Source organism: Cryobacterium sp. RTC2.1, assembly GCF_035018685.1.
In the GTDB taxonomy this organism is placed as follows: Bacteria; Actinomycetota; Actinomycetes; order Actinomycetales; family Microbacteriaceae; genus Cryobacterium; species Cryobacterium glucosi.
In genome coordinates, this window is sequence record NZ_JASJXJ010000002.1 from 14,773 (window position 1) to 29,187 (window position 14,415).

General features: G+C 68.4%; 9 protein-coding genes. 4 read left to right on the forward strand and 5 right to left on the reverse strand.

Translation table 11 applies throughout. The annotated features are described in order from the left end of the window. Nucleotides 1–55: 55 nt before the first annotated feature. Complete coding sequence (gene pyk / locus QN357_RS00440; protein WP_134448728.1) at nucleotides 56–1,501, forward strand: pyruvate kinase; 1,446 nt, start codon at nucleotides 56–58, stop codon at nucleotides 1,499–1,501. Nucleotides 1,502–1,567: 66 nt separating this feature from the next. Here the strand turns inward: pyk and QN357_RS00445 are convergent, their stop codons facing one another. Continuing rightward, nucleotides 1,568–2,350: an alpha/beta fold hydrolase gene (locus QN357_RS00445; protein ID WP_322140822.1), complete on the reverse strand. Its 783-nt coding sequence runs from the start codon at nucleotides 2,348–2,350 to the stop codon at nucleotides 1,568–1,570. 178 nt (nucleotides 2,351–2,528) lie between these two features. On the opposite strand from QN357_RS00445, the gene metH reads away from it, so the two are divergent. Continuing rightward, entirely contained in the window at nucleotides 2,529–6,065 is a 3,537-nt protein-coding gene (gene metH, locus QN357_RS00450) for a methionine synthase (RefSeq protein WP_322135785.1), read from the forward strand. Here the strand turns inward: metH and QN357_RS00455 are convergent. The 4 genes from QN357_RS00455 to QN357_RS00470 all read right to left on the reverse strand — a co-directional run bounded on the left by QN357_RS00455 (nucleotide 5,953) and on the right by QN357_RS00470 (nucleotide 10,653). Beyond that, nucleotides 5,953–6,873 (reverse strand): ECF transporter S component, encoded by a 921-nt coding sequence (locus tag QN357_RS00455; RefSeq protein WP_323504279.1) that lies wholly within the window; start codon nucleotides 6,871–6,873, stop codon nucleotides 5,953–5,955. The genes metH and QN357_RS00455 overlap by 113 nt on opposite strands. After that, entirely contained in the window at nucleotides 6,870–8,957 is a 2,088-nt protein-coding gene (locus QN357_RS00460) for an ATP-binding cassette domain-containing protein (RefSeq protein WP_322140820.1), read from the reverse strand. Before QN357_RS00460 ends, QN357_RS00455 begins: the two co-directional genes overlap by 4 nt. Nucleotides 8,958–8,970: 13 nt before the next feature. Continuing rightward, nucleotides 8,971–9,525: a hypothetical protein gene (locus QN357_RS00465; RefSeq protein WP_322135789.1), complete on the reverse strand. Its 555-nt coding sequence runs from the start codon at nucleotides 9,523–9,525 to the stop codon at nucleotides 8,971–8,973. A 99-nt stretch (nucleotides 9,526–9,624) separates the two neighbouring features. Next, on the reverse strand, nucleotides 9,625–10,653 hold the full coding sequence (locus QN357_RS00470) for a glutathione S-transferase family protein (protein WP_322135790.1): 1,029 nt from the start codon (nucleotides 10,651–10,653) through the stop codon (nucleotides 9,625–9,627). Between the two features lie 111 nt (nucleotides 10,654–10,764). Between QN357_RS00470 and QN357_RS00475 the strand changes: the two genes are divergently transcribed. Next, nucleotides 10,765–13,002, forward strand: a complete 2,238-nt coding sequence (locus QN357_RS00475; protein WP_134560099.1) for a glycoside hydrolase domain-containing protein — start codon at nucleotides 10,765–10,767, stop codon at nucleotides 13,000–13,002. Beyond that, entirely contained in the window at nucleotides 12,999–14,288 is a 1,290-nt protein-coding gene (locus tag QN357_RS00480; protein WP_134561145.1) for a glycosyltransferase, read from the forward strand. The genes QN357_RS00475 and QN357_RS00480 overlap by 4 nt, the downstream gene beginning before the upstream one ends. Nucleotides 14,289–14,415: the final 127 nt, after the last annotated feature.

A 14,415-nucleotide genomic window follows, 5' to 3' on the forward strand; every position in this document is an offset into this window, starting at 1 on the left:
AGAACCACAGAACAAGAATGCGCCTACCCGGCGCGGAAAACGGAGCACTTTCAGAATGAGACGCGCCAAAATTGTCGCTACCCTCGGGCCGGCAGCCGCCAGTTACGATCAAATTCGAGCCCTGATCGACGCGGGTGTCGATGTCTGCCGGATGAACCTGAGCCATGGTGACTACACCGTGCACGAGGCCGTCTACGCGAACATCCGCAAGGCAGCGAATGATTCCGGTCGTGCGGTCGCCGTCCTGGTCGACCTGCAGGGCCCGAAGATCCGGCTCGGCAAGTTCGAGGGCGGCCCTTATGAACTGGCCGTCGGCGACATCTTTAAGATCACCACGGACGATGTCCTCGGCACGAGGGAACTCTCCGGCACGACGTACAAGGGCCTGCCCAACGACGTCAAGCCCGGCGACTTCCTGCTGATCGACGACGGCAAGGTCAAGGTCGAGGTCGTCGCGACAAACGGCATCGTCGTCACGACGCGCGTCATCGTCGCCGGCCCGGTCTCGAACAACAAGGGCATCAACCTGCCCGGTGTTGCCGTCAACGTTCCCGCACTGTCCGAGAAGGACGAAGCAGACCTGCGCTGGGGCCTCCGCCTCGGCACCGACCTGATCGCCCTCTCCTTCGTGCGCGACGCGGCAGACATCACCCGCGTGCACGAGATCATGGCAGAGGAGGGCCGCAAGGTCCCCGTCATCGCCAAGATCGAGAAGCCGCAGGCCGTCGAGCACCTCGAAGAGATCATCGACGCCTTCGACTCGATCATGGTCGCCCGTGGCGACCTCGGCGTCGAGCTCCCGCTCGAAGCCGTGCCGATCGTGCAGAAGCACGCCGTCGAGCTCGCCCGCCGGATGGCCAAGCCGGTCATCGTCGCGACGCAGATGCTCGAATCGATGATCCACAGCCCGGTCCCGACGCGTGCGGAAACGTCCGACGTCGCGAACGCCGTTCTCGACGGCGCGGACGCGGTCATGCTCAGCGGCGAGACAAGTGTCGGCGAATACCCCGTCGTCACGGTTCAGACCATGGCGCGGATCGTCGCATCCACCGAAGACCACGGCCTGGAGCGCATCGCGCCGCTCACGAACAAGCCGCGCACCCAGGGCGGGGCGATCACCCTCGCCGCGATCGAGGTCGCGGAATTCGTCGACGCGAAGTTCCTCTGCATCTTCACCGAATCCGGAGACTCCGCCCGCCGGATGTCCCGCCTGCGGTCGAAGATCCCGATGCTCGCCTTCACGCCTGAGCCCGGCATCCGCCGCCGCCTCGCGCTCACCTGGGGCGTGCAGACGTACCTCGTGGACCGGGTCACGCACACGGACTCCATGTTCGGCCAGGTCGACGACATCCTGCTCGGCCAGGGCCTGGCCCAGCTCGGTGACAAGGTCGTCGTCATCAGCGGTTCCCCTCCCGGAATCGCCGGCTCGACGAACGACATCCGGGTGCACCGCATCGGCGACGCCCACAACGAGGTTGCTCCGGCATACGTCAAGCAGTAGTCCCGTTGGAAGGAAAGCCCCGTCGACCGTTTCGGTCGGCGGGGCTTTTCCAGTGTCCGGGCGGGATCAGTCCGTCGTGCCCAGGAACGCGATGGCCGCGTCGCGGAAGGCGCGGGAGGTCGGGGCGTTGAAGTGGTTGCGGCCGGGGATCTCGAAGAACGATCCGGCAGGCGTGGCCTCCGCGAGGGCCCGCGAAGCCTCGAGGATTCGATCCTCGCTCCCGGTCGCGAACAGGAGCGGCTGGGACGGCGCGTTGTCTGGTCCGGGCTGGGGACCGTCGCGCATGCCCTCGACGAGCGCGACGAGCGCCTCGAGATCGTTGCCCGGCAACGCCTTGGCCATGGTGAGGTACGCGCCAGTGAGCCGGTCGCCCACCTCGGTGCCGTGTTCGATGTGCGCGCGGGCATCGGCGACCTGGAATCGCGTGAGCGGGTCACCGTCCGGAATGCCGCCGAGTACCGCGCGGGTCACGCGCCCCTCGAGCTCCCTCGCCGCCTGCCAGCCGACCCGTGCGCCCAGGGAGTAGCCCGCGTAGGCGACCTCGTCGAGCAGGTAGGCGTCGAGGACCTGTTGCACGTCGGCGACGAGCGTGTCCATCGTGTACGCGGAGGGGGAGTGCGGCTTGTCGCTCAGGCCGTGGCCACGCTGGTCGATCGCGATCACGTGGAAGCCCGCGCGCAGGAGGTCCCTCGTCCAGCCGGTGGCGTGCCAGTTCGCGACGGCGCTCGACGCGAAGCCGTGCACGGCGAGCACGGTCGGGTCCGACGGATCACCGAATTCGTAGGTCGCGAGGTTGACCCCGTCCGCGGAGTAGACGAAGCGGTGGGCGGGCGCTGTTCGAGTGTTCATCGTCCACTATTTGACCACGCCGGCGGCCGGGGCGAGCGCTGCGGGGAGCGGCCAGGTCTCTGGCCCGGGCCGCTACTGTAGACGGGTGAGCGAACTGACAGTGAGATCCGATGCCGTGCAGCACCCCGAATTCGCGGATGCCGTGCGCCCGGCCCGGTCGCAGGCCCTGCTCGACACGATGAAGGAACGGGTCGTCATCGCCGACGGCGCCATGGGGACGATGCTGCAGGAGCACAACCCCACCCTCGACGACTACCAGCAGCTCGAGGGCTGCAACGAGATCCTGAACGTGAGTCGTCCCGACATGATCGAGGCGATCCACGGCGCGTACCTCGACACCGGCATCGACGCCGTCGAGAGCAACACCTTCGGAGCCAACTGGTCGAACCTCTCCGACTACGACATCGAGGACCGCATCGAGGAACTCGCGAGGCTCGGAGCGGCGATCGCCAGGAAGAGCGTCGAGGACTACGAGTCCAGGGACGGCCGGGTGCGCTGGGTGCTCGGTTCGATGGGTCCGGGCACCAAGCTCCCGAGCCTCGGCCACACCACATACGCCCACCTCAAGGCGACCTTCGCCGAGCAGGCCGTCGGTCTCATTCGCGGCGGTGCCGACGCCTTCCTGATCGAGACCTCCCAGGACCTGCTCCAGACCAAGTCCGCGGTGAACGGCTGCAAGCAGGCCATCGCGGAGACCGGCATCCGCCTGCCGATCTTCGTCGAGGTGACCGTGGAGACCACAGGCACCATGTTGATGGGGAGTGAGATCGGGGCGGCGCTCACGGCGCTCGAACCCCTCGGCATCGACGCGATCGGCCTGAACTGCGCCACCGGTCCGACAGAGATGAGCGAACACCTGCGCCATCTCGCGCGCTACTCGCACGTTCCGGTGATGTGCATGCCGAACGCCGGCCTGCCGATGCTGACGGCGACGGGGGCGAGCTACCCGCTCACGCCGGACCAGCTCGCGACGGCGCACGAACAGTTCGTCAAGGAGTTCGGGCTGGGCCTCGTCGGCGGATGCTGCGGGACGACTCCCGCGCACATGCGCGCGGTCGTCGACCGCTTGCGCGGCGCCACCGTCAGTGCACGCACCATCGAAGAGGACTCTGGCGTCGCGAGCCTCTACCAGCACGTCAGCTTCGACCAGGACAGTGCCTTCCTCGCGATCGGGGAGCGCACGAACGCCAACGGCTCCCGGGCATTCCGCGACGCCATGCTCGAGGAACGCTGGGACGACTGCGTCGACATCGCCCGCGCCCAGGTCCGCGACGGCGCCCACCTGCTCGACGTCTGCATCGACTACGTCGGGCGGGACGGCGTCGCCGACATCCGCCAGGTCGTCTCCCGGCTCGCGAGCGCTTCGACCCTGCCGCTCGTCGTCGACTCCACAGAGCCCGCGGTGCTGCAGGCGGGCATGGAACTCATCGGCGGACGCCCGGTCGTGAACTCGGTCAACTTCGAGGACGGCGAGGGCCCCGCCAGTCGCTTCGGCCGGATCATGCCGCTCGTCAAGGAACACGGGGCCGCCGTGATCGCCCTCACCATCGACGAGGAGGGCCAGGCCCGCACCGCAGAGCACAAGGTGCGCATCGCGACGAGGCTCGTCGAGACCCTCGTGAACGCCTGGGGGATGCGGGTCGAAGACATCATCGTCGACGCCCTGACCTTCCCGATCGCCACGGGCCAGGAGGAGACCCGCAGGGACGGGATCGAGACGATCGAGGCGATCCGGCAGATCAAGGCGAAGTATCCCGGCATCCACACCACGCTCGGCGTCTCGAATGTGTCCTTCGGGCTGAACCCGGCGGCCAGGTCGGTGCTCAACTCCGTGTTCCTGCACGAGGCGACAGCGGCCGGGCTCGACTCCGCCATCGTCAACTCGGCCAAGATCGTTCCGCTCGCCTCGGTGCCGGACGACCGCCGTAAGGTAGCGCTCGACCTGGTCTGGGATCGCCGCGAGTACGACGTCGACGGCAACCTGACCTACGACCCACTGGCCGCGCTCCTCGACCTGTTCGCCGGTGTCGACTCCGCCGCACTGAAGGACGAGCGCGCGGCCGAGCTCGCGGCCCTGCCGGTCGGCGAGCGCCTCGAGCGACGCATCATCGACGGAGAGGCCAAGGGGCTCGAGGCCGACCTCGACCTCGCCCGCGCCGGAGGGATGAGCGCCCTCGACATCGTCAACGTGCACCTGCTCGCCGGCATGCAGATCGTCGGCGCCCGGTTCGGCAGCGGAGAGATGCAGCTGCCGTTCGTGCTGCAGTCCGCCGAGGTGATGAAGGCCGCTGTCGCGCTCCTCGAGCCGCACATGGAGAAGTCGGAGGCAGCGGGCAAGGGCACGATGGTCCTCGCGACCGTGCGCGGCGACGTGCACGACATCGGCAAGAACCTCGTCGACATCATCCTGACCAACAACGGTTACGACGTCGTGAACATCGGGATCAAGAAGACGATCAACGAGATCATCGCGGCCGCGGAGGAGCACAACGCCGACGTGATCGGAATGAGCGGCCTGCTGGTCAAGTCCACGGTCGTGATGAAGGAGAACCTGCTCGAACTGAACAACCGGGGGCTCGCGAAGAAGTGGCCCGTGATCCTCGGCGGCGCGGCCCTCACCCGCGCCTACGTCGAGGAAGACCTCGCCGGACTGTTCGAGGGGCAGGTCCGGTACGCCAGGGACGCCTTCGAGGGCCTGAAGCTGATGGAGCCGCTCGTGGCCATCGCCCGCGGCGCAGACCCGGCATCCGTCGGCCTGCCGCCGCTGAAACAACGCATTCACAAGCGCAGCCTGCTCACCGTCACCGAGCCGGACGCCATGCCGGTGCGCAGCGACGTGGCAGCAGACAACCCGGTGCCCGTTCCGCCGTTCTGGGGGACCAGGATCGTCAAGGGCGTCGCCCTCGCCGAATACTCGGCCTTCCTCGACGAGAGGGCGACCTTCATGGGCCAGTGGGGCCTCAAGCCCAGCCGCGCGGAAGACGGCGCCAGCTACCAGGAACTCGTCGACACCGAGGGCAGGCCGCGGCTGCGGTACTGGCTCGACCGGATCCTCGCGGAGGGCATGCTCGACGCCTCCGTCGCGTACGGCTACTTCCCCGCATACAGCGAGGGCAACGACCTCGTGGTGTTGCACCACGACGACGACCCGGACGGGCGCCTCGGCACGCCGGGCCTGCTCGCGCCCGACGGCGGTTCCGGCGGAGCGGTCGGCACCGAACGGTTGCGATTCTCCTTCCCGCGCCAGAGACGGGACAGGCACCTGTGCCTGGCCGACTTCGTCCGTCCGCGCGAGTCCGGGCAGGTCGACGTCGTCGCCCTCCAGCTCGTCACGGCCGGCGCCAACGTCGACAGCGTGACCGCGAAGCTCTTCGCTGCGAACAAGTACCGCGATTACCTGGAGCTGAACGGTCTCACCATGCAGCTAACCGAGTCCCTCGCCGAGTACTGGCACGCTCGCGTGCGCTCAGAGCTCGGTCTCGGCGCCGAGGACCCGGCCGACGTGGCCGGCATGTTCAAGCTCGAATACCGCGGCGCCCGTTTCTCACTCGGCTATCCGGCCTGCCCCGAGATGGAGGACCGCCGCAAGGTCGTCGAACTGCTCAGGCCCGAGCGGATGGGTGTCGTGCTGTCTGAGGAGCTGCAGCTTCATCCGGAGCAGTCGACGGATGCGTTCGTGTTCCATCACCCGGAAGCGAAGTACTTCTCGGTCTAGCGTCGCCCGGCGATGGCGCGCTCCTGGCGGCGGGCAGTTTCGCCCGGCGCAGGGCGGCGAGGGCCGCCGGGCCGACCAGGAAGATGCCGAGCACCGTCGTGACGGCGCGAACGGTGTCCCAGGTCAGCGTCGACGTGACGAGCGAGTAGAGGCCGAAGGAGGCCAGGTTCGTGCCCAGGGACGCTCCGGGGGAGTAGGAGATGCCGGTCCCCGTTCCAACGGCGAACGGCCAGAACCACAGGTTCATCACGAGCCCGAACAGGTAGGACGCGACGACGCCGTACCCGGCCAGGAGCGCGATCTCGAGGCGTGCCCTGGCACGCGGGCCGAGTCGCCCACCGGCGCGCAGGCGTGGCAGCAGGGCTGCACCCGCGCCGACCCAGCCGCAGGCGAACATCTGGAACGGGGTCCACGGCCCGAACCCGCCCCAGAGCACCGAAGACACGGCGATGGTCAGCAGCCCGAGCAGCAGCCCGAACCGGGCACCGTAGACCCGTCCGGCCAGGATGAGCAGGATGAACACGGCCTCGACACCGCCGACGCCCGTGCCCGCGATCCGGACCGCAGCTCCCACTGCCGCGAGCACCCCGAGCAGGGCCACCGTCTTCGCGGTGTACATCTCGCGGTCCACCACAAGGGCGAGCGCGACGATCACGGCGGGCACGAGGGCGAACGCGACGAACGGAACAGCGCCCTGCGCGTCCCGGGGAACGGCGGTCGCGAACAGCGGCCAGCCGAAACCCGAGGCGGCGAGCAGGCTGCCACCCCACAACACCGCGGATGTCCACCGCCCGCTGCGGCGCTTCACGGCGTCACCGGCTTGTCCGGGCCCGGAGTTCCGACAGCTGAGGCCGCGCCCGACGCCCCGGCGCCGATGTACAGCTCGGCACTCAGGCACCCGGCCTCGAGGTGCAGGGTCCGGGTGGCGAAAAACCGGGAGAAGTCGTGGTCGTGCGTCGCGAACAGCACCGCGGATTCCCGGCTGGACGCGCGTTCCAGCGCCGTGCCCACGAGCGAACGGGCTGCGGCGTCGAGGCCTCGGGTCGGCTCATCGACGAGCAGCAGGGCAGGGGTGTCCGCGAGCTGGATCGCGATCGCGAGGCAGAGCCGCTGGCCCGCAGAAAGGTCCCGCGGGTGACGCTCGAGGAGGGGAGCTGCTGCGGCGGAGTCGTGCCCCAGAAGCCGCGCGAACGTCCCGGCTGTGGAGCCCGGTGCGAAGCCCGCGCGTCGTCCCGCGCGTCGCCGCGTCGACCGGTCACTGCGGCGGCATTCGTCCGCGACCGTCGTAGCGAAGAACAGGTCGTCGAAATTCTCCGGAACGAGCGCGACCGCCCGGCGCCGGTTCCTCCTGTGCATGGCCGAAACATCCTGCCCGGCGACGATCACGGTGCCACGGGTCGACGGCAGCGCGAGCGCGTTCAGGAGGCTGCTCTTGCCCGCGCCGTTCCGGCCCTCGAGGGCGACGATCTCGCCGGCTGCCAGCTCGAGTGACACCGCGTCGACGACGGTCCGGTCGCCGTGTCGAACCGTCAGCCCGCGGATGCCGGCGAGCGGCTTTCCGGCGAACGGCACCGCGGCGCGCAGCCCGGCCTCCGACTCCGATCCGGGACTCGGACGGTGCCCGGCCCGTGCGTTCCTGCTCGGGACGCTGCGATCGCCGACCCGGTTCGGCGGCTGATCACCCGGAGGCAGCATGCGCGCGCGGTGCCTGTCGAGCACGAGCCAGGCATCCGCGATCGTTTCGAACTCGCGGCTGTTGTGCTCGGCGACCACGACGCAGACTCCGGCCTCGTGGGCCAGCCGGTCGAGCACGCGGAGGACCCTGTCCCTCGCCTCGGTGTCGAGTTCGGCGAGTGGTTCGTCGACGAGCAGGAGCACCGGCCGGCAGATCAGGGCGCCACCGAGGGAGACGAGGGTGGCCTCCCCGGCGGAGAGCGCCGAGACGGGGCGACCCAGCAACGACGTGATGCCGAGTTGCGCGGCCACCTCCCGCACACGCTGCTCCACGATCACCGCGGCGACGCCGCGCACGGTGAGGGCGAAACCGATCTCCTCCGCCACGGTCTCCGCGACGAAGGACAGCCGCACGTCCTGTGGCACCAGGCCGACGAAACCGGCGGTGTCGCGCGGGGGAGTCTCGGCCCTGTCGACGCCGCCGATCTCGATCCGGCCGTGCTGGCGGCCGCCGTGGAAGTGCTGGAACAGCCCGCTCATCGCCTGGAGCAGGCCGGACTTGCCCGAACCGGTCGGCCCGACGATGACCGTGAGGGTGCCGGGGGCGAGAGCGAGGTCGAGGTGCTCGAGGCGCCAGTCCCCGTCGAAATCGAGCGCGGCATCCGCCAGGACGACGGGCCGGTCACAGGCACCGCCGACGGCCCCGACGGACGCGAACCCCCGCGCCTCCATCGATGCAGCGAGGGCGAGGGCGCGCTCGATGGTCTGCTCGAACACCGGGACGAGCAGGGCCGCCACGGTCCGCTCACCCCGGAGGGCAGCGGCCAGGCGGACGCGCCTGACCGAGTCCAGGAGTGCGGGAAACGTGGCCCACGCGATCACGAGCGCGCGGGAGACCGTGCGCAGCGGCCCGCGCCTGGCGCCGCGGGCGAACAGGCGGCTCACGTCGACGAGCGCGTTGAGCACCCCGAACACGAGGATCACGGCCGCGACCGGGAGCGCGCTCAGCGCCGCGTTCCCGATGCCGCCGGTCGTGACAGGTCCGAACAGCACGACGTGACTGAACGGTCCGGCGAGGGGGACTCGCGGCAGGTCGAGCAGCACCAGCCCCGTGCCCCCGCCGCCGCCGAAGAGCACCCGGTATCCGATCCGAAGCACCACGAATCCGAGCGCGAAGAGCACGGCCGCGCGGAGAGGGGCCAGGCGAAAGCGGAACACCGGGGTCGGAGCCCTAGCTCCCGGGCGTCGGAGTCTCGGTACCGGTGGTGAACACGAGGCCGAGGGACTGACCCGGCGTCACCTGGAGGCTCCCGAGGCCCTCCTGGGCGTACTCCCAGGCCGCGCCGGGGGACTGCTGGATCCACAGCGCCCAGTATGCGTATGCGGGCGCCATCGACTGGCACGATTCGACGAACGAGGCCTGGCCCGTGACCGTGACGGTCTCGTCGGCGGCAGGGCGCCCGTTCACGCGGCAGACGACCTGGTCGCCGTACTGGACGGTTCCCTCGGTCGCGACGGCCGCGGTCTTCATGACGGCGCTTGCAGCGATCGTGGTCGCCGTCCCGGTGTCCACACAGTCGGTGATCTTCGGTGCGGCGAGGGTTCCGAAATCGACGACAACCCTCACCCCGGAACAGGCCTCTGGCGAGGCGGACTCCGTGGCGGCGGCCGTTGCTGCGGCTCTGGGCGCGGCGGTCCCGCTGGGCGACGTGGACGGGCCGGTGGCGCAACCGCTGAGCGCCAGCGCTCCGAGCAGGGTGAGCGTAACGAGTACTGGCATCTTCATGCCCCCCAGAATACTGAGCGGCAGGCGGGAATCGGAATTCGTCAGACGCGCAGGGTCATCGTGCCGGAGCATGCCCGCGGTGCTGTCCCCGGGACAGAGTCAGAGCGCCGGCACCCGCTCTGCCGGCAGGGGAGACCCCGGCGGGGTGCCGTCGCCGAACGGACGCCCGCCCAGGGCGTCGCGACCAGACGGTTCGAGCCAGCCACGGGCATCCGGCCCCTTCGGGACGATGCCGCTCGGATTGATGTCGCTGTGGGTGACGTAGTAGTGCCGCTTGATCTGTTCGAAGTCGATCGTGTCGCCGAAACCCGGCGTCTGGAAGAGGTCCCTCGCGTATGCCCACAGGACGGGCATCTCGCTGAGCTTGTTGCGGTTGCACTTGAAGTGGCCGTGATACACGGCGTCGAACCGTGCGAGCGTCGTGAAGAGCCGGATGTCGGCCTCGGTGATCGTGTCGCCGACAAGGAAGCGCTGGGTCGCGAGGCGCTCCTCGAGCCAGTCCAGGCGGGCGAAGAGGGCGTCGTATGCCCGCTCGTAGGACTTCTGGCTGCCGGCGAAGCCGCACTTGTAGACGCCGTTGTTGACGTCGTGGAAGACCAGGTCGGCGACCTCGTCGATCTCGGCGCGATGCTCGACCGGATACAGATCGGGAGCACCCTCACGGTGATACTCCACCCATTCGGTTTCGAAGTCGATCGTGATCTGCGGGTAGTTGTTGGTGACGACCCGTCCGCTCGGAATGTCCACGATCGCGGGAACGGTGATGCCGCGCGGGTAGTCCGGGAATCTCGCGAAATAGGCCTGCTGAAGCCGTTCAATGCCGAGCACCGGGTCAACGGCGCCGGGGTCGAGGTCGAAGGTCCAGCTGTTCCTGTCGTGCGTCGGTCCCGGCAGGCCCAGTGAGATGACCGCCTCCAGCCCGAGCAGGCGCCGGACGATCGCGGTCCGGTTCGCCCACGGGCACGCCCGCGCGGCCACGAGACGGTACCGGCCGGGCTCGACGGGCCAGCCGTCACGGGCGTCCCGGGTGATGCGGTCCTCGATGTAGTGGGTGTCGCGATCGAAGGGCTGTCCGGGTTCGATGTAGCTCGGCGTCAGGTCTGCGCCCTCGGGCTCTGGGGTGGTCATCCTTCAACGGTAGCGGCGGCGCGAGAATTTACCTCGCGGTAACGGAGTCGCGTCATCTTCGACGCAGTGCAGCGGCTACTCTCCGAGGAAGGCATTCAGAGGAGATACTGCATGATCGGTCGCGTTGACCCGTTTATCGGCACCGAGGTTACGGACCTTCCTCCCCAGACCGGCCTCGCCGCCACCTGGTGGTGGCCGAAGCCTCAAATCGGGAACACGCACCCGGGCGCTACCTACCCGCTCGGGATGGTATCGGCCTGCGCGTATTCGGGGGCCTATCCGACAGGGTACGGCCGGTACGACCTCTCTCTCGAGGGCATCCCGCCCCTCCTGCACGAGCGTCACCTCGCTTCGGGATTCGCGCACTTCCAGCAGTCCGGTACCGGCGCCATCCGAAAGTACTACAACTACTTCCGCGTCACGCCGATGATCGAACCACTCGACGTGCTCGGTCGGACCTGGGAGCTGACCGACGAACAAGCCGAGCCGGGCTGGTATTCAGGAACCCTCGACTCCGGCATCACCGCAGAGCTCACCGTCGGGCCGAAGAGTGCGGTGCACCGGTATACCTTTCCGGCACATTCCAAGGCGCGGGTGGTCATCGACTTCTCGCACGGTGGCCTGTCGATTCCGTACGGCGCCACGATCCCGGTGCGGGCCCATCTCGAGTGCCTCGAGCCCGGAGTCGCCAGCGGGGAGATCGTGGTGGAGGGCGCCCCTCTTTCGGTGTACATCGAGTGCGACAACCCCCAGTGGCGTCAGATGCTCTGGTACGACAGACGCCTGATGCCGGGTGGGACCCGGCTCGACTTCGACCACATCCGCCCGACGACCTTGCGCCCGTTCGGCCTGATGTGGGCCGGTCCGAGCGAGGAGGGCCAGACGATCGAGCTGCGGATCGGATTCTCCCTGCGGGGCGTCGACCAGGCCAAGCGCAACCTCGAGGCGGATTGCGGAACCGGACCGGCGCAGTTCACGCCCCGCCGGGAGCGGACCCAGAAGGTCTGGCGCAAAAAGCTCAAGGGCATCACGGTCAGGACACCGTCTGCCGCTCGCCAGACGGTGTTCTCGACGGCGCTCTACCACGCCCTGATCAAGCCCTGCCTGGCCCCCTCGGAGAGCCCGTTCTGGCCGACGGACGGACCGTTCGTCTTCGACATCAGCACCATGTGGGACATCTACCGCACCCAGCTTCCCCTGATCACTGCGCTGATGCCGGAACGAGCGGTCGAGCTCGCGAACGCGATGATCACCATCTCGGAGGAGGAGGGCAACTTCCCCATCGGGTACCGGATGGCCCGCGGAAGCGACCGTTTCTCACGGCAGGCGAGTGCTCTCGCCCATACCTTCCTCGCCGACCTGTGCCAGCTCGGCCTCCCCGGAATCGACTGGGACTGGGCCCTCGTGCACATGTCCGACGACCTGCGCCGCACCTACGGCGAGGAGTTCCTGGTTCACGGGGAGGCGCATCCGATCAGCCACACCCTCGACCTGGCATTCGGATACTGGTGCACCGCGAAGGTCGCCGGGCACGTCGGCGACAGGGCCCTCGTCGAGCAGTTCGTCGCCCTCGCTGAACGCTGGGTGAATGCGTACGACCCGGTCACCGGTCTCCTGAAGGACTCCACGTACTATGAGGGCACCCGGCACAACTACTCGTTCCGGCTGGTTCAGGACATGGATGCCCGCATCGCTCTGAGTGGAGGGGCCGAGCGGTTCATCGCCCAGCTCGACGAGTTCTTCGGCTACGGCGCCGAGCCGGTGAAGCAGCTCGTCCGGGGCTCCGGCCCGGAGGAAGTCATCGCCGGCTACCGACTCGGCCGATTCGAGGGACTCAACAACGAGCCCGACATGGAAGCGCCGTGGTCGTACCATTACGTGGGCCGGCCGGACCGCACGGCCGAGATCGTGCACAACATCGTGCATCAGCAGTTCGGCACCGGCCGGGGAGGGCTGCCAGGAAACGACGACTCCGGCGGGCTCAGTTCCTGGTTCGTCTGGGCGTCACTCGGGCTGTTCCCGGTGGCCGGCCAGAACATCTTCCTCGTCAACGCACCCTCCTTCGAGAAGTCGACGTTTTCTGTCGGTAAGCACTCGTTCACCATCCGTACTCGTGGATTCATTGAACCGACACCGGGCGGACCCGTACAGTATGTGCAGGCTATGGAATTCAACGGGGAACCGCTCGGGCGCACCTGGCTCAGTGGAAATGAATTCCACGCCGGTGGCGAACTCGTCGTGGAGTTGGGGCCTGAGCCGGGCAGCTGGGGAACGACGGACTTCCCACCCTCGACGCCATCATCCTTGTCACCATCACGAGCGTCACGATCCACGGGAGAGACACCATGAATTCTGTTGAGAACCGGCTTGTCATCGTGGTCCGGGCCGATCCGGTCATCTGCGGCCACTCCGTCGAAGCGCGTAATCTCGCTGAGACCGCGCTCGAGCGCGGCTTCGACGAGGTGCGCATCGTGACGTGGCCGATCGACAAGCTCCAGGCCTCCGGACTGCCGCTCAAACCGCTCGATTCCGTGCTGCCATACAGTCCCGGGATCTTCGTCGACCGCCCCGCACCGGTCGGGGACTACAAGGTGCTCGACGGGCGCCACCTCGCCGGGGTCACCGGCCGGCTGATCGAGCTCTTCACCGATGGCGTGCCCACGGTCTGCCTCTCGCTCTACCTCACGCCGCACACGCTCGCGGTCTCCGACGCCGTGCGCGCTGCCTGGGGGACCGGGCTGCCCGTCAACGTGACCACGATCGCGGAAGCCGTGGGTTCGGACGTCACGAATGTCGTGCGCACCGCGGTCAACGAGGGACGATTCGGCGCCGCTGCGCACATCCTGTCGAGCTATCTCAGCCAGGATTACTGCGTCGCTGTGTCCGAGTACACCCGGCAGCTCATCATCACCGAGGCCGAACTCGTCGACCAGCACCACGGCACCCGCTACGCGGCCCAGTGCCGCGAACGGATCACGATCTCCTACCCGGCGATCGACGCAGACTCCTACCTGCACCTCGACGAGAGCGTGACGGACGACGTTCTCACCGCCCGCGGCCTCGAACGGGACGGGTACATCCTGTTCCTCTCCCGGCTCACCGCGGCGAAGGGCGTTGACGATCTCATCGCCGGTTACGCGATCAGCGCAGCCAGCCAGGACAAGATCCTCGTGATCGCAGGCCGCGGCCCGCAGTCCGAGGCACTCCGGGCCATCGCCGCGGCCTCGCCGCTCGCCGATCGCATCCGGTTCCTCGACGACGTCGGCGATGCGGAGAAGCCGTACCTGATGGCCGGATGCGCCGCCTTCGTGCTTCCGAGCAAGCCGCGGCCGGAGTTCGTGGAGACGTTCGGCATCGCACTGGCCGAGAAGATGCTCGCCGGCGGCGGTCCCGTGATCACCACCGTCACCGGTGGCATCGGCGAAGCCGTGGGCGACCACGCCCTGATCATCCCCGTCGAAGACCCGCAGGCGATCGCCGAGGCGATCGACCGCGCAATTCTCGAGACCACGGCGGAGGAGCGCAGGGACTGGGCTGACCGTGCGCGCGAGTACGCGATGCAGTTCGACCGGCGCAACGTCTTCGACCGGATGTTCGCCCCGCTGCGGGACACCGCCGAGGTCCCGCACCAGTAGGAGCGGATCCGGCGGTCGGACCCGCCGCGGGCAAGACGGTTGGTCTGAAACCGTGAAGTGTGAAGCGGTGAGGTCTGAAGCGGTGAGGTCTGAAGCGGTGAGGTCTGAAGCGCCGATGTCTGAACTG